Annotated in this window: 14 protein-coding genes; 8 read left to right on the top strand and 6 right to left on the bottom strand. The window is 35.6% G+C overall.

From position 1 onward, the window contains the following. Positions 1 to 146 precede the first annotated feature (146 nt). Positions 147 to 1,313 carry a cytochrome-c peroxidase gene (locus J3D55_RS11995; RefSeq protein ID WP_259131375.1) on the bottom strand — a complete coding sequence of 389 codons (1,167 nt, stop codon included), beginning with the start codon at positions 1,311 to 1,313 and terminating at the stop codon, positions 147 to 149. Positions 1,314 to 1,552: 239 nt separating this feature from the next. On the opposite strand from J3D55_RS11995, the gene J3D55_RS11990 reads away from it, so the two are divergent. From J3D55_RS11990 to J3D55_RS11965, 6 genes are all read left to right on the top strand, one after another. Beyond that, positions 1,553 to 3,889 carry a TonB-dependent receptor gene (locus J3D55_RS11990; RefSeq protein ID WP_259131374.1) on the top strand — a complete coding sequence of 779 codons (2,337 nt, stop codon included), beginning with the start codon at positions 1,553 to 1,555 and terminating at the stop codon, positions 3,887 to 3,889. Positions 3,890 to 3,892: 3 nt separating this feature from the next. Then, positions 3,893 to 4,699, top strand: a complete 807-nt coding sequence (locus tag J3D55_RS11985) for a DUF4249 domain-containing protein (protein ID WP_259131373.1) — start codon at positions 3,893 to 3,895, stop codon at positions 4,697 to 4,699. A 410-nt stretch (positions 4,700 to 5,109) separates the two neighbouring features. After that, positions 5,110 to 6,159: a serine hydrolase domain-containing protein gene (locus J3D55_RS11980; protein WP_259131372.1), complete on the top strand. Its 1,050-nt coding sequence runs from the start codon at positions 5,110 to 5,112 to the stop codon at positions 6,157 to 6,159. A 96-nt stretch (positions 6,160 to 6,255) separates the two neighbouring features. Continuing rightward, a complete protein-coding gene (locus J3D55_RS11975; protein WP_259131371.1) occupies positions 6,256 to 8,433 on the top strand; it encodes a TonB-dependent receptor domain-containing protein in 2,178 nt (725 codons plus the stop codon). A gap of 399 nt (positions 8,434 to 8,832) precedes the next feature. Further along, complete coding sequence (locus tag J3D55_RS11970) at positions 8,833 to 9,840, top strand: aldo/keto reductase (protein ID WP_259131370.1); 1,008 nt, start codon at positions 8,833 to 8,835, stop codon at positions 9,838 to 9,840. A gap of 16 nt (positions 9,841 to 9,856) precedes the next feature. Next, a complete protein-coding gene (locus tag J3D55_RS11965; RefSeq protein ID WP_259131368.1) occupies positions 9,857 to 10,762 on the top strand; it encodes a helix-turn-helix domain-containing protein in 906 nt (301 codons plus the stop codon). A gap of 243 nt (positions 10,763 to 11,005) precedes the next feature. Here the strand turns inward: J3D55_RS11965 and J3D55_RS11960 are convergent, their stop codons facing one another. After that, positions 11,006 to 12,229: a PQQ-dependent sugar dehydrogenase gene (locus J3D55_RS11960; RefSeq protein ID WP_259131367.1), complete on the bottom strand. Its 1,224-nt coding sequence runs from the start codon at positions 12,227 to 12,229 to the stop codon at positions 11,006 to 11,008. A 239-nt stretch (positions 12,230 to 12,468) separates the two neighbouring features. On the opposite strand from J3D55_RS11960, the gene J3D55_RS11955 reads away from it, so the two are divergent. Then, positions 12,469 to 12,735 carry a hypothetical protein gene (locus tag J3D55_RS11955; RefSeq protein ID WP_259131366.1) on the top strand — a complete coding sequence of 89 codons (267 nt, stop codon included), beginning with the start codon at positions 12,469 to 12,471 and terminating at the stop codon, positions 12,733 to 12,735. A gap of 267 nt (positions 12,736 to 13,002) precedes the next feature. Next, positions 13,003 to 13,221 carry a hypothetical protein gene (locus J3D55_RS11950; RefSeq protein ID WP_259131365.1) on the top strand — a complete coding sequence of 73 codons (219 nt, stop codon included), beginning with the start codon at positions 13,003 to 13,005 and terminating at the stop codon, positions 13,219 to 13,221. Between the two features lie 261 nt (positions 13,222 to 13,482). On the opposite strand, the gene J3D55_RS11945 is transcribed toward J3D55_RS11950, so the two are convergent. From J3D55_RS11945 to J3D55_RS11930, 4 genes are read right to left on the bottom strand one after another with little or no spacing between them, the layout of a single operon-like run. Next, positions 13,483 to 13,854: a response regulator gene (locus J3D55_RS11945; RefSeq protein WP_259131364.1), complete on the bottom strand. Its 372-nt coding sequence runs from the start codon at positions 13,852 to 13,854 to the stop codon at positions 13,483 to 13,485. Between the two features lie 36 nt (positions 13,855 to 13,890). Continuing rightward, a complete protein-coding gene (locus tag J3D55_RS11940; protein ID WP_259131363.1) occupies positions 13,891 to 14,463 on the bottom strand; it encodes a chemotaxis protein CheB in 573 nt (190 codons plus the stop codon). A gap of 12 nt (positions 14,464 to 14,475) precedes the next feature. Then, positions 14,476 to 15,306, bottom strand: a complete 831-nt coding sequence (locus tag J3D55_RS11935) for a CheR family methyltransferase (protein WP_259131361.1) — start codon at positions 15,304 to 15,306, stop codon at positions 14,476 to 14,478. Between the two features lie 3 nt (positions 15,307 to 15,309). Next, positions 15,310 to 15,672, bottom strand: coding sequence for a response regulator (locus J3D55_RS11930; protein ID WP_259131359.1), 363 nt, complete (start codon positions 15,670 to 15,672; stop codon positions 15,310 to 15,312). Positions 15,673 to 15,682 lie beyond the last annotated feature (10 nt).

The raw sequence follows: 15,682 nt of genomic DNA, 5'->3' as shown, positions 1-15,682 counted from the left end.
ATCGTGTTTAAAATAATTTATATAAACAAAATGCTTTCAGTCAATATTTTGTTAGCTTTTGTATTCAAAAACGATTTAAATCATTCAACAATAAGCTTTTGCATCTTTTGCGGTTAAAATTTTAAGGCTAAAAATATTCAAAGGCTTTATTTCGGTAATTCAGGAAGAGAAATTCTTTCCGGTTTGGTTGATAAAGTTCGGAGGAAAGCTTCTAATTGCGAGATTTCTTCGTCCGATAATTCCAGCATTCTTACCATTCCGGATTTTTGTGAATGTAAAGTAATTCCTTCGTAAACGGTTGATCTTTTTTGAGAATATTCAGGGTTTCCTTTGCTGTAAAATTCAATAACTTCCGTTAAAGTCATCATGGATCCGTTGTGTTCCCAAGGTCCTGTTCGTGATACTTCACGCAAACTCGGCACACGGAATTTCCCGGCATCTTCAGGATTTTTCGTAACCAAATATTTTCCCAGATCCTCCCCTTTTTCACCCAATAAAGAAGTTCCTACATTTTCAAATTTATTATTAGAAAAATAACCCGAATTGTGACAATTAATACATTGCGCTTTCGTTCTGAAAAGATGAAGGCCCATCAATTCATCGTTCGTGTAAGCGTCTGATTTTCCGCCAATAAACTTATCAAATTTGCTTGAAGAACTTTTCACCGTTCTTTCAAAAGTGGCAATAGCTTTAGAAATTCTGTCTTTCGTTACCAATTTATCTCCAAAAGCTTTTTCAAATAAAATTTCATAGCCTTTTATTTTTGAAATTTTTCCGGCTGCGATGTCGATATGTTCACTCATTTCCCTTTCATCCTGAATCGGCATTTGCGATTGCTCTTCCAACGATTTGGCGCGACCGTCCCAGAATAAAGATTTCGCATAGGCAACATTCAGAATACTCATGGCGTTTCGCGTTCCTATTTGTCGGTCGTGACCGAAAGAAAACGTTCTGTTGTCGCACCAACCCAATTCCGGATCGTGACAGGAAGCACACGCAATTTGGTTTGATTTTGAAAGTCTCGGATCAAAAAAAAGTGTTTTTCCCAACAATTCTTTTTCCGCAGAATATTGATTATCATCAGGAAACTGAACGTTTGGCAAATGACCGATTTCCAAAAAAGACGGCGCAGATTCCGGGTCTAAAATTGGTTTTGGCCACTTCGAAGAATCGCCTGAAGAATACAATTTTCTCAGGTTTTCTATAAAAGCAACTTTTTGGCGGGCTTCCTTTTGTACCGAATTACTTAAACAGTTGTTTAAGATAGAAACTAAAAGAAATAAAACCAAAATCCAACTTAAAACATTCTTCATGGTCATTCGGAGTTTCAGCAAAAGTATGACATTTTTTAATTTTTATTAATCGTGAAATTTTCTGTATTAAAAATATTTAATCAAATAAAAATCTTCATACCCCGTTACTACATTGACCTAATTACGATGAATAGCTATAATTTGACATTTCATACCACAAAATTTCACGCTCTTTTCAAATAATTGGGATTTAATAAATTATCTTTAAACTTTTATATTCAAATAATAAACAAACTTAAATGCAGACATTATCCTTGAAAATTGCCACTTCCGCAGCCGCAATTTGTTTCAGCACATTTGTTTTTGCGCAACAAAAATACTCGGTAAGCGGCACTGTAAAAGATAAGAAGAACGGAGAATTATTAATCGGAGTCACAGTAAGAGTGGCTGAAGATCCTACAATTTCGGTAGCCGCCAACGAATATGGTTTCTATTCTCTTTCGCTTCCAAAAGGAACTTACAATCTCATCATTTCAAATCCCGGTTTTAAAGATTTTCAGCAAAGTATTAATGTTGAAGATAATATTAAGCAGGATTTACAGCTTGATTCAGGAGAAACGGAAGAAAGAACGGGAAAAATAGATGAAGTTGTGATTTCCGGAATTAAAAAAGATAAAAATCTTACTTCCGCTCAAATGGGAACGGAAACGTTGAGCATCAAAAACATTGAAAAACTTCCCGTTTTATTCGGTGAAAAAGATGTGATGAAAACGATTCAGCTTTTACCCGGAATCAAAAGCAACGGTGAAGGAAGCAGCGGATTCAGTGTGAGAGGCGGTGCAACCGACCAGAATCTTATTTTGCTCGATGAAGCGGCAGTTTATAATGCATCGCATTTGCTTGGTTTTTTCAGTACTTTCAACAGTGATGCCCTTAAAGATGCAAGCATCATCAAAGGAAACAGTCCGGCTCAATATGGCGGTCGACTTTCTTCTGTTTTGGATGTTAAAATGAAGGATGGAAACAATAAAGATTACAACGTCAACGGAGGAATTGGTTTAATCAGCAGTAGGTTGAGTGTGGAAGGCCCTATTCAAAAGGAGAAATCGTCATTTATCGTTTCAGGAAGAAGAACGTATGCCGATTTATTTTTAAAAGGAACGGATGATTTCAAAGACAGTAAGTTATATTTTTATGATTTAAACTTAAAAGCCAATTATCAAATCAACGATAATAACCGTTTATATTTATCGGGATATTTCGGGAGAGATGTTTTGGGATTGGGCGATACTTTCTCGACAGATTGGGGAAATACAACGGCTACTTTACGTTGGAACAGCATTATCAGCAGTAAATTATTCTCGAATACTTCATTAATTTACAGCAATTACAACTATAATGTAAGCTTGAGCAGCAACAATAATACGTTTGGATTAGATTCAAAAATTGAAGACTGGAATCTGAAGCAGGATTTTACATGGTTTGCAGGAAATAAACATTCTGTCCGTTTTGGTTTACAGTCTATCTATCATACGATTACGCCAAGCAGTGCTTCCGGAACAAGTGTAAGCAGTTTTCCGAGAAATTCCAGAGATTCCTGGGAAAATGCAGTTTATATGAATGATGATTTTAAAGCCACTGAAAAACTGACGATTAATTATGGTTTAAGACTTTCTATGTTCAGCGTTTTAGGCGGAGATACCTTTAACAGCTATGAAAACGGAAATCTTGTAGGTTCTGAATTTTTAGAAAAAGGAAAATTCGGGAAAACATATGTCAATCTTGAACCTAGAATTACAGCCAATTATAGATTGAATGAAGTGAGCAGTGTAAAAGGAGGATATTCACGAAACACTCAAAATCTCCATTTATTAAGCAACAGTGGAAGCGGAAATCCTACCGATCAATGGATTGGAAGCAGTTACACCGTAAAACCGGAAATTGCAGATCAGGTAAGTGTCGGTTACAGCAGAAATTTCAACAATAATAATTATGAACTGAATGCGGAGATTTATTACAAATCAATGCAAAATCAGATTGATTATAAAAACGGAGCACAAATTAGCTTCGATACTGCAGCAGACGTAGAAAGTGAATTGTTATTCGGTAAAGGAAGAGCGTATGGTTTGGAATTAATCGCCAAAAAGAAAAGCGGAAAACTGACGGGCTGGATTTCTTATACTTTGTCTAAAACAGAAAGAAAAATCAACGGAATTAATGATAACGAATGGTACGATTCAAGAGTCGATAAAACGCATGATCTATCGATTGTTGCGACGTATCAGTTGAATCCGAAATGGTCTTTTTCAGGATTATTCCTTTACAGCACAGGAAATGCAGTCACTTTCCCGACTGGGAAATATGAACTGAACGGGCAAACCATTTTCCAGTACAGCAACAGAAATGCCGACAGAATGCCCGCTTATCACAGAATGGATCTGAGTGCAACGTATGAACCGGTTACCAGTAAGCGTTTCAAAGGATCTTGGTCATTCGGAATTTACAATGTTTACGGACGAGAAAATGCTTACACCATTACATTTGAAGACAATCCCGACAAACCGGGAACGACGCGAGCCATGCAGACTTCACTTTTCCGTTGGGTTCCCAACATCACTTATAATTTCAAATTTTAACTCATGAAAAATATATTTTTAATCATATTATCGCTGTTTTTAGTAACGTCTTGTGAAAAAGAAATTGATCTTGATTTGGAAGATCAAAGCGGGAAAATCGTCATTGAAGCCAATGTAACCGACCAAGCCGGACCTTATTTTGTGAAAATAACAAAATCTGTAGCTGTTACAGAAGCCAATCAATATCCTGCGATAGAAAATGCACAAGTAGTTTTAACTGACAATACTGGACAGACAGAAACGCTTCAATATGTAGGAAACGGAACATATAAAACATCAACTTTCGTGGGACAATCCGGAAGAACCTACACGTTGAACATCAATGCGGAAGGCAAACAATACACCGCACAAAGCACGATGCCAAATGCCGTTTCTTTTGATGGTTTGGATCAGGATTCTTTCATGGTCGGAGGCGAAACGAGTTATACGCTTTTACCTGTTTTTACAGATCCATCGCCTTTAGGAAATCGTTATCTTTTCGTTTATACCGTGAATAATAATCCTAAGAAATTCTTTTCAGACTTTTCGGATAATGTAAATAACGGAATGCCTAACCAAAGACCTTTATTACTTCCTAATGATGACGAAGATGTAGATGACATAAAAGTAGTTGTGGGCGATGCGATTCACGTAGAAATGCAATGTATAGACGACAAAGTATACACCTACTACTCTGCCCTTCTGCAGCTTTCAGACGGCGGTCCCGGCGGCGGAGTCACTCCTACAAATCCTCCGAGTAATATCAGCAACGGAGCTTTGGGATATTTCTCAGCGCATACGGTGAGAACAAGAACCACAGTGATTCAATAAAAGAAAATTTTAACATACAAGAAAAGCTATTTTGGTACATCCGGAATAGCTTTTTTTATTTACCATTTTGATTTACAGATTAATAATTAAAACCTTATAGGTTTTAAAAATCTAAAGAGCCTTGTCAAGTTTTTTGAACCTTGACAAGGCTTCAGATGCGAATCTCTTCCCCCCAAATATTCTAATACTATACTTAGATCATTCCAGGATGACAAACCTTGTGGAAGATCATGAGGTAAAATAGACTACTATAACTCTTGGATTGCCTCTATGGAATCCTAAATCAAGTTGAGAAGAAAAAAGGAACAAGCTTTTTAAGTAAAATAATTTTCAATACTGTAACAAAATGAAAACAAATATTGTCTTTATTAAAAACAGCATGTAAATATTCAACCAAATCTTAAATAAAAATGAAAAAATTAAAGTTAGTTTTATTCTTAACAGGCATTTTCATCAGTCAAAATGTATATTCACAAATAAAAACCGTGAAAGGAGGAAATTTATCTCCCGCAGAAATTGATGCATTTCTTCAGAAACAAATGGATTCACTGCAAATTCCGGCTTTATCAATTGCCATTATTAACAACAACAAAGTCGTCTATCAAAAGGCTTTCGGAACTAAAAACTCTCAACAGGAGAAGATAAATGACCATACTTTTTTTGAAGCGGCATCGATGACAAAACCTATGTTTGCGTATACCGTTCATCAGCTTGTAAAAGAAAAAGTTCTGGAATTAGACACTCCACTTTACAAATACCTCCCCTACAAAGATATTGCCGATGACGAGCGTTACAAACTGATTACAGCAAAAATGATTCTCGACCACACATCGGGTTTTCCCAACAGAAGAGAAAATAATAAACTGACTATCAACTTTACTCCGGGAACGAAATTCGATTATTCGGGTGAAGGTTATGAATATCTTTCAAAAGTTATTGAACATCTTACCGGTAAAAAAATAGACGAGGTGATGCAGCAATATATTTTCAAACCATTAAAAATGAAAAATTCATACATGTCTTTTAATGAAGAGGTTAATAAAAATCTATTGGATGGAATACGAGACAATGGCGAAAGAGGCAGAAATGAACCTTATTTACAACCCGACGTCGCTTCCTCTTTATATACTGAACCACAAGAATATGCAAAATTTGTGATCGAATTAATGAAAGAAAGTCAGATCAAAAACAGCATTTTCCAAACGATGGCAAAACCGCAGATAGAAATCCACGAAGCGGACATGGATCCTAATCTTAAAATCGCAATGGGATTAGGTGTTTTTGTAGAAAATACACCTTATGGCGCAAAATATTCTCATGGCGGAAGCAACGGAAACTGTTATAATTCTCTATTTCAAATTTATAAAGAACCTAAAGTCGGGTTTGTTTATTTTATGGCGGGATGCAAACTGGGAGAATTCGCTGTAAGAATGGATAAATTTATTAATACCGGAAAATAATATGAAGCATGAAAAAAAAATTATTTATAGAATTAATTCTATTGATGTAACAAAAACCCACCGTTCGGTGTCTTATATATGAAACATAGTTTTTAAATGAAAAATATTTTGATACCCATCGCTTTACTCGCGAGCATTTTTACTTTTGCACAAGCAGAAAAAGACACCATAAAATCAAAAGAAAAGGAAATTGAAGGAGTTACCGTTACGGTAAGAAAACCAACCGTGGAATCTAAAGCCGACAGAACGGTTTTCAATGTTTCCAACAGTTCGATCCTTGCCGGAAATACAACTTGGGATGTTTTGAGAATGACACCTTTGGTAAGTATCGATAACAATGATGCCATAAAAGCTGAAGGAGAAACCGTTACCGTTTATATCAACGACAGAAAAACCGTTTTTACCGGTAAAGAATTAAAAGAATATCTAAAAACAATTCCTGCCGATAATCTGATGAAAATTGAGGTAATTACCAGTCCGTCTTCACGTTATGAAGCGACAGGATCGGTGATTAATATCGTTTTAAAGAAGCGAGATGATGAAGGAATGAAAGGAAGCGTGACTTTTAACAACAGACAAAATACCAAAAACTCGCAATACACGAATTTAAATCTCAATTACCATAAGAAAAACTTTACACAGACATTCATCGGAAGTTACAGCGATAACACGTACGTTCAGAGAAGCTCCAGTTTGTACAATTGGTATAAAGATAATTCTACCAACCAGATCGACAGCTATGTGACAGGCAGAAGCAAGAGCCCTTCTTTTTCATCAACTTCAGAATTTGAAATCAATAATAAAAATACATTCGGGGTTATTTTAGAATATTACCAGAGCAATTCTACCTCAAACTCTGAAGCGAGCAGAATAGACCATATCAACAGTATTTTCGACAGCTCTTCTGAGCAAAATCAAAATTCAACGGGGCTTAACCGTAACTTGGGAACCAACCTTTTTTATAAATGGTATGATAAGGAAAAGAATAAAATTCTGGATGTAAATGTAGGAACAAATTATTACGGTCAGTCGGAAGACAGTTATTTTGTTAATAATATCAATTCCGCTACTGATGGGGCTTCAACAAAGGATATAGGTGTTCTTTCTGATACAGAAAACCGAAATTATTATTTAAAAGTAGACTACACTCAGCCTTTGGGGAAATCGGGCGCAACTTTTGAAGTCGGAGGAAAAATTAACCTTAATAATAACGTTGTTCCCAATAATTTATACGGAAATATGTTGAGCGGGCTAAGTCCGAATGACACCTTTCATTATGAGGATAATATCAGTTCGTTGTACGCCAATTACAGCAAAACTTTCTTTAAGAAATTAGAGACGAGAGTCGGTGTCCGTTACGAGTATATCGATTATAAAATGCGTCAGGATGTTGCCGGAACTTCAAGAAAAGATTCTTACGGGACTTTCCTACCCAATTTATTATTAAAATATAGTTTTTCCGACAAATATGATTTGAGTTTAACATACAACCGAAATCTCTGGAGACCGTGGTACGCAGAATTCAACCCTTTTATGACTCCTAATACAGACGGAATCTACAGCCGTGGAAACCTCGATCTGGAGCCCAATCCAAGCGACAGACTGTACATGAAACTGGGAATTCTGAAGAAATATTTTATTTCTGCAAGATATTCATTTACGGATCAAGATTATTGGACAGATTATATACAGGGAGAAATTCCAGATGGTACAACGACTAAAAAAATCACCATTACGCAGCCTTCCAATTTTAGCGGAAAAGTGCATAAATACTATCTTTATGCAAATACCAATCAGACATTTTTCAAAAATAAATTTACCGTAAATATGGGTCTTGGATGGTATTATATCGACAATAGTGATTTCAATCAAAAGAATGACCTTAAAGGCAGTAGTTATATCAGTTATCTTAGCGCTTCCACCAATCTTTCGTATACCAATCTTTTTAATAAAAATATTAATTTGAGTGCATGGGTTGAAGTTTCCAATCAGAATAACGGAAATTCTACCACCAATAAAGCGAATGTTTTTCATAATATTTCTGTTACCAAAATATTCCCAAAAACACAAATGGAAGTCAGCTTACAACTAATGAATATTTTCCAGAGACCAAATTATGATGCCACCACTTACAATACAGGAGGATATGTGAGAAGTGCTTCAAAATGGGATTGGTACGGAGCTTCCATCTCATTCGTAAAACGTTTCGGAAACCAAAAAGTAAAAGAAAATACCAAAACCGATGTCGAGAAAAATGGCGGCGGCGGAAAATAATTTTTTGATGTTAAATATGAAAGCGGATGATGGATTGATTTTCATTGTCCGTTTTTTTTGCTATTAAAATTTCACAAAATAAAGTCGTGGTGTAGTTAGAATTTTTCTCGTTTTTTCAACCTATCACAATCAATTCAACGCTCTGTTTGTCATCCTGGAAGGATCTAAGCGTAGTATTAGAAAATAGTTTGGAAAGATTCGTGCCTAGATCCTTTCAGGATGACAAACTTTGTGGAAAATCATAATCATATAATAATTAAACATAAAGAAGGAGCCATCAGAATTAAATTTAAAAACTTTTGTAATAAAACCCATCCGTAATTTACATACAACCTTCATCGTTTTGCATACATCAACTCCATTATTTCTGCTGAATTTTGTATCAATAAAATCAAGAATATGAATTTTAAACACATTACATTAGGAAGTCAGGGATTAGAAATTCCAAAAATCGGTTTGGGCTGTATGGGAATGACAGGTTTTGAAGAAGCCAATATGTACGGAGAAGCCGATGAAAATGAAGCGATTGCAACCATTCACCGCTCATTCGAATTGGGAGGAAATTTTCTCGATACTGCCGATTTATACGGACCTTTAAAAAACGAACAACTCATCGCAAAAGCCATCGGAAACGATCGTGACAAGTACATTATTGCAACAAAATTCGGTTGGGAAATCGATGACAATAACAAAGTAACCTGGGCAATCAACGGAACGAAAGAATATGTAAAAAAAGCAGTCGAAAGATCTCTGAAAAACTTAAAAACAGACTACATCGACCTTTATTACATGCATCGTCTCGATAAAAATACACCGATCGAAGAAACTGTAAGCGCCATGAGCGATCTGGTAAAAGAAGGAAAAGTAAAATACATCGGATTATCGGAAGTGTCTTCTGAAACCGTAAAAAGAGCGCATGAAGTTCACCCAATCACAGCTGTACAAAGCGAATATTCTTTGTTTGAAAGAACAGTTGAAGAAAAAGGAGTCTTAAAAACATTAAACGAATTAGGAATTGGTTTTGTGGCGTATTCACCGTTGGGAAGAGGATTTTTATCCGGACAGATCCGTTCAGTCGATGATCTTCCGGAGAATGATTTCCGAAGAGGAATTCCGCGTTTTCAGGGAGATTATTTTCAGAAAAACATCGAACTGGTGGAAGCTATCGAAAATATGGCAAAAGAAAAAGAGGTTACGTCTTCTCAATTGGCTTTGGCTTGGATTATGAGCAAGGGAATTGTTCCGATTCCGGGGACGAAACGTAGAAAATATGTGGAACAGAATATTGCATCAGCCAACATTCAATTAAGCAAAAACGACCTTCAAAAACTGGAAAGTATCGTACCTTTAGGAACCGATACGGGAGCGCCTTACGACGAATTCAGTATGGGACTTTTAGATTATTAAATTTTACATTTACAGTATGAATACGATCCAGTCTGTTTCCGCTTTTCACCGTTTGCTTTCCCTGCCCGAGCCGAAACATCCTTTGGTAAGCGTCATCAATTTATCAGAAAGTATATTTCTGGAAGACGACGTCTGGAAAGGTTTTATGAACAGATTTTACTGTGTCGCCTTAAAAAGAGAAGCCACAGGAAAAATAAGATACGGACAGCAACATTATGATTATGACAAAGGAGTTTTAAGCTTTACAGCTCCCAATCAGGTGCATTCGTTGGATTTAGGAACGATGGATTGTGACAGTAAAGGTCATCTTTTGATTTTTCATGAAGATTTTTTATTAAAACATCCTTTAGCGCAAACCATTTCGAGCTTCGGGTTTTTCTCTTATGCTGTGAATGAAGCGTTGCATTTATCCGAAGATGAAGAGCGTGATTTAATTGAAATCTTACACAAAATCGACAAAGAATCTCAACATATCGACCGACATACGCAGGAAATTATTTTGTCACAAATTGATTTGCTGCTAAATTATTCCAAACGGTTTTATGAAAGACAGTTTATCACCAGAAAAAACAATAATCATCAGTTATTGGCGAAGTTTGAGCAATTTTTAAATGACTATTTTAATCAGGAACAAGCTGCAAAAAACGGACTTTTAACTGTTCACCAAATTGCCGAAGCGATGAATCTTTCACCGAATTATTTAAGTGATCTTTTAAGAGTTCATACCGGACAAAATACGCAACAGCATATTCATGAAAAGCTCATCAGCAAAGCAAAAGAGAAGCTTTCATCAACCCAGTTATCTGTAAGTGAAATTGCTTATATTTTAGGTTTTGAACATGCACAGTCTTTCAGTACGTTGTTTAAAAAGAAAACGAATATGGCTCCGCTGGAATTCAGGGCGAAGTTTAAATTTAATTAGCTTTTTTTAAACCATTAAGATATATAATTAAGGAGTTAAGAAAAATTAAGAAGTCTGATTTTTTCAAGTAATAAACATTATGCTTCATAAACATTTTTAATGTTGTTCTTATATCAATCTTAACTCCTTAATTTTCCTTAATGATTTAAATTTCAATCAGTTTTAAAATAAAATATTAGCTTCAAATCAATAAAAAACCACCCAAATTACGGTGGTTTTATGTTTTAAATAAAATTTATTCAATTACTGTTTACGAATACGATATAATTTCCCGCCATCCGTTACTGCGTACAACGCATTATCCAGACCTTGCGTAATATCTCTGAAACGCTGGTTTTCACTGGCAAGAAGCCTTTCCTCTCCTATCACTTTATTGTTGTCAAGAACCAGTCTTGCGATATGCATTCCGCTTAATGAGGCTACGAAAAGATTGTTTTGCCATTCCGGAATACTGTTTCCTTTGTAGAATGTAATTCCGCTTGGAGAAATTACGGGATCCCAATAATAAACCGGCTGCTCCATTCCTGCTTTTTGCTGAATTCCGTCACCGATTGTCGCTCCGTTGTATTCAATTCCGTAAGTGATGGTTGGCCAACCGTAATTTTGACCTGCCTGAACATGGTTAATTTCATCACCTCCTCTCGGTCCATGCTCACTTTGCCACAACTCTCCGGTTATTGGATGAATCGCGATTCCCTGCGGATTTCTGTGACCCATACTATACAATTCCGGCAATGCTCCTGATTGCGTGAAAGCTGGATTTCCCGGAGCCGGTTGACCGCTCGTTGTAATTCTTAAAATCTTCCCGACAGCCGCTGTTGCAGATTGCGCCAAAGGTCTTGTGGAAAGATCCGAGCGTTCTCCTGTGCTTACAAATAGATTTCCTGTGCTGTCGAATAAAATTCGTCCTCCATAATGCAGATTTCCAACATTCGCAGAAGGATTTGCCCTGTAAATGACCCCCGGATTTTCTACCGTTGTTTCAGAGTTTGAAAGTCTGCCTTTTGCCACGGAAGTTACGTTTCCTCCTGCTACATTTTCAGAGAAAACCCAATATATCATTCTGTTGGATGTAAATTGCGGATCGACGCAAATTCCCAACAATCCGCCTTGTCCTCCCGAATTTACAGCCGGAATTCCTGTAATGGCATTGCTTAAAGTTCCGGTATTGCTTACGATTCGCATTGTTCCCATTCTTTCTGTGATTAATAATCTTCCGTCCGGTAAACTGGTAATTCCCCAAGGCGCAGATAATGCTGAAGTCACCACTTCGGAAACATAAGGTGTTGATGTTTTAACACCATTCGCTCTGGTTTGTCCAGGAAATGCAGGTTGATAATTGGTATTGGCAGCATTGTTTTCAACCGGAGGAAGTGTATTGTTTCCTCCATTGTCATCAATCGTATCCGAACAACTCGCGAAAAGCATAGACGATACAATTATTAGATGATGAGTTCTTATTTTCATATTTCAAAATTTTGGTGATTTGATAACTAAAGTCAGTGTTTTTACAACAAATTATTTGCCATAATTCACTTTTGTGTGTTTTTTGTAAGTATTCTTCAATCGGTTGCACGAATCATTAATTTTGTATTTATTTAAGAGCTTAGTTTAATAGCGATTTGGATATCATGAAATTTAATTAAAATAGTCTTCTATAAATCGTGTTTTGGCATAGATATTAATGTAAGTATTGAAACACTGAGATGGAAAATATTTTAGAAAATAAAGAATTAATAAACAGTTATTTAAGCTTAAGTGTTCAGAAACAATTTAACTTAAATATAGATTTGAAAGGCGAATATGCTTTTGCAGAAAATCTTGTTTCCAAAAGAACAATTATTGCTGCTACTTTTTCGGATAAAATACTTTCCCATCCAATTATCAAAATGTTCCTCACCTCAATTATTTCACAAATTAATAACGGAAATTGTGATACAGATTTTATAAAAAATCAACTAAAAACTCTTTAGAAATCAAACAATTATTACCTTCACAAAATTCAACACTAACGCGAGCTTCCAGCTCGTGATTCTAAGATTTGAATTTGTAATTATAGAATTATTATGACTGTGTGCACGAGCAAGATACTCGCGCAAGCAAAGGGGGCTCTTGTTTTATTATAATAGCTAAATTACAGCATTTTTCATTTTTTAGCGCATTGCCAATAGTCATCAAAAATTCTTATTACATTTAATATTCACTATCTTTAAGTAATTAATCAATTAAAAATTACAATAATGTACCTAATTACAATTAAAAATGATTTAGAAAATCACACGTTCAAATTAAATGAAGAAGAAGCTAATTCTGCTTGGCAAGAAATTAATTATTGTCTTGAAGGCAAAATAGAATTTGTTACTTTAAAAGATGAAAAAAGTGAAGTGATATTTAGTACTGAAGTTCTCAAAAACTACAAATTAGCTAAAGACAAAGAGACTGAAATTATTATTTTCTAAAAAGAATCCCCATCTTTATAATGAGGCTTTCTTTCCTCTTCCCAACCTTTGTGTAAAGTGGTATGTAGTTACCTAAATTAATCCCCCCCGCTGGTACATTCTATGATAAAAATATCGTTATAAATATTATTCCAGCATTTTCGATTTCTATGTATTCAAAATAAAATTTAAACCTATTTTAAAAAAGCAAAAATTACAAAAGAGTAAAATAAAAATCCCCGCAATATTGCAGGGATTTTACTCTAAAAGAATATTTTAATTTCAGATTTGCTCTTGCATATACTTTGCAACCTTGTCTTCAAGATCTTCTAAATTAAATGGTTTTGCCACATAATCATCTGCTTGAGCTTCTTCTGCCAAAGCTACGATATCGTTATTTGCCGTCACATAAATCACCGGAATATTTTTAAATTCCTCATGATTTTTCAGAAGCTTTGTTGCTTCCACACCGCCGATTTTGGGAATCCAGTTATCCATCAGAATAACATCCGGTCTGTACCGCTCTACTCTTTCCAAAATATCATGCGAGGTTTCTGAAATTTCGACCTGATAACCATTCTCTTCAAAAATGATGCTGATCACTTCCAAAATAGCTGTATCATCATCAAAAATCAAAATTTTCTTTTTGCTCATATAGGTATATTTAACTTAGTTAGGGGTTTATTTTTATTATAATTGATTAATATAATTCGCCAAATTATCAGGTGTAATGATTAAATCATAATCAATTTCTTTTACAGCGTGTTTCGGCATATAATTCACCTCCGCTGTTTCGGGATCCTGAATCCATACTTTTCCTTTATTTTTTTTGATGTATGCTAAACCTTCCACTCCATCGGCATTGGCGCCGGATAATAATACACCGATCATATTTTCACCATAAATTTCTGCCGCAGATCGGAACGTAACATCAATTGACGGACGAGAATAATTCATCTTTTCCGAACTGTCGAGAGACATTATTTTTTTGTCCTCAAATAATAAATGATAATCTGCCGGAGTAATATATATTTTATTATTCTTAATTTCCGCTTTATCCTCAATTTCAATCACTTCCATCGGCGAAAACTGCTGAAGCAACGTCTGTAAAATATTGGTAGAGTTTGCTTTACGATGCACCACCAACACAATAGCAAAGTTGAGCCCATCATCTAATTTTTTTATCATCTCCAAAATTACCTGTAAGCTTCCCGCAGAGCCGCCTATCACAATTAATTCTGTATTTGTGGTTTTTATTTTCATGGCAAAATTAGTTTAATGATGATCTACTTTCTTCCAGATTTTCTGTTCGTCAACCTGATGAAAATTTTTATCTAATTTAGAAAATCTTAACGTTTCTTTTGCACCCAAAGCCAAAAAACCTAAATTTTCCAGACTGTTATCAAAAAGACGGAAAACTCTTTCCTGCAAATCTCTGTCAAAATAGATTAAAACATTTCGACAGATAATCAACTGGAAACTGTTAAAAGAACTGTCTGAAACCAGATTATGAGTCGATAAAATAAGCTTTTCCTGAAGACTTTTATCAAATCTTACACTGTCATAATTCGCTGTATAATAATCGGAAAAATCTTTTTTACCACCCGATAACATATAATTTTCAGAGTATATTTTCATTTGCTGGAGAGGAAAAACTCCTGCTCTTGCCGTTTCCAGAACAGACGGATTCAAATCTGTTCCGTAGATCAATGATTTATGATACAAATTCGCTTCTTTCAATAAAATCGCTATCGAATAAGCTTCTTCACCCGTTGAACAACCTGCAACCCAAATCCGGATCAAAGGATAAGTGCCCAATTGTGGCAAAATTTTGTCTCTTAACGTTTTAAAAAACTGCGGATCGCGGAACATTTCCGTTACATTCACTGTAATTTCTTCGATGAAACGTTTCAGATATTCCGGATCATTGAGGATGGTATATCGCAACTCGGCAAAGCTCGTAAACCTGTCAATCAGACAGATACGATTCACCCTGCGTTTAAAAGACGCTCTGCTGTACTCGGAAAAATCATAGCCATACATTTCATGAACATCTTTGATTAAATATTCTACCTCTTCATCCTTTACAATACTCGGTTCCAGCATCCACTACAGTTTTTCGATGGCATTAATTAATTGATCCACATCTATCGGTTTTGATACATAATCCTGAGCTCCCGCATCCAGACATTTCTGTCGGTCTTCCGGCATTGCCTGTGCTGTCACCGCAATTACAGGAATCCCGCTGATAGACGGCGTATTCCTTATAATTTTTATCGCTTCATACCCATCCATTTCAGGCATCATCATATCCATCAAAACGGCAGTAAACTGATTGTCTTTCTTTAAAATATCAATCGCTTCCTGCGCCATTGTGCTGCTTTCAATCTGATAACCACGGGCTTTTAAGGTCAGTTTTAGAGCAAATATATTACGTGGATCGTCGTCCACTATTAAAATTTTCTTATTCATCAGAATTCTA

The organism is Chryseobacterium ginsenosidimutans, from assembly GCF_024807225.1.
Taxonomy (GTDB): domain Bacteria; phylum Bacteroidota; class Bacteroidia; order Flavobacteriales; family Weeksellaceae; genus Chryseobacterium; species Chryseobacterium ginsenosidimutans.
This window is presented reverse-complemented; position numbering and strand designations above follow the sequence as displayed.

Bases quoted from the DNA above. Each gene is read 5' to 3' on its own strand.
- J3D55_RS11995 (WP_259131375.1), bottom strand. From the start codon at position 1,313: ATGAAGAATGTTTTAAGTTGGATTTTGGTTTTATTTCTTTTAGTTTCT.
- J3D55_RS11990 (WP_259131374.1), top strand. From the start codon at position 1,553: ATGCAGACATTATCCTTGAAAATTGCCACTTCCGCAGCCGCAATTTGT.
- J3D55_RS11985 (WP_259131373.1), top strand. From the start codon at position 3,893: ATGAAAAATATATTTTTAATCATATTATCGCTGTTTTTAGTAACGTCT.
- J3D55_RS11980 (WP_259131372.1), top strand. From the start codon at position 5,110: ATGAAAAAATTAAAGTTAGTTTTATTCTTAACAGGCATTTTCATCAGT.
- J3D55_RS11975 (WP_259131371.1), top strand. From the start codon at position 6,256: ATGAAAAATATTTTGATACCCATCGCTTTACTCGCGAGCATTTTTACT.
- J3D55_RS11970 (WP_259131370.1), top strand. From the start codon at position 8,833: ATGAATTTTAAACACATTACATTAGGAAGTCAGGGATTAGAAATTCCA.
- J3D55_RS11965 (WP_259131368.1), top strand. From the start codon at position 9,857: ATGAATACGATCCAGTCTGTTTCCGCTTTTCACCGTTTGCTTTCCCTG.
- J3D55_RS11960 (WP_259131367.1), bottom strand. From the start codon at position 12,229: ATGAAAATAAGAACTCATCATCTAATAATTGTATCGTCTATGCTTTTC.
- J3D55_RS11955 (WP_259131366.1), top strand. From the start codon at position 12,469: ATGGAAAATATTTTAGAAAATAAAGAATTAATAAACAGTTATTTAAGC.
- J3D55_RS11950 (WP_259131365.1), top strand. From the start codon at position 13,003: ATGTACCTAATTACAATTAAAAATGATTTAGAAAATCACACGTTCAAA.
- J3D55_RS11945 (WP_259131364.1), bottom strand. From the start codon at position 13,854: ATGAGCAAAAAGAAAATTTTGATTTTTGATGATGATACAGCTATTTTG.
- J3D55_RS11940 (WP_259131363.1), bottom strand. From the start codon at position 14,463: ATGAAAATAAAAACCACAAATACAGAATTAATTGTGATAGGCGGCTCT.
- J3D55_RS11935 (WP_259131361.1), bottom strand. From the start codon at position 15,306: ATGCTGGAACCGAGTATTGTAAAGGATGAAGAGGTAGAATATTTAATC.
- J3D55_RS11930 (WP_259131359.1), bottom strand. From the start codon at position 15,672: ATGAATAAGAAAATTTTAATAGTGGACGACGATCCACGTAATATATTT.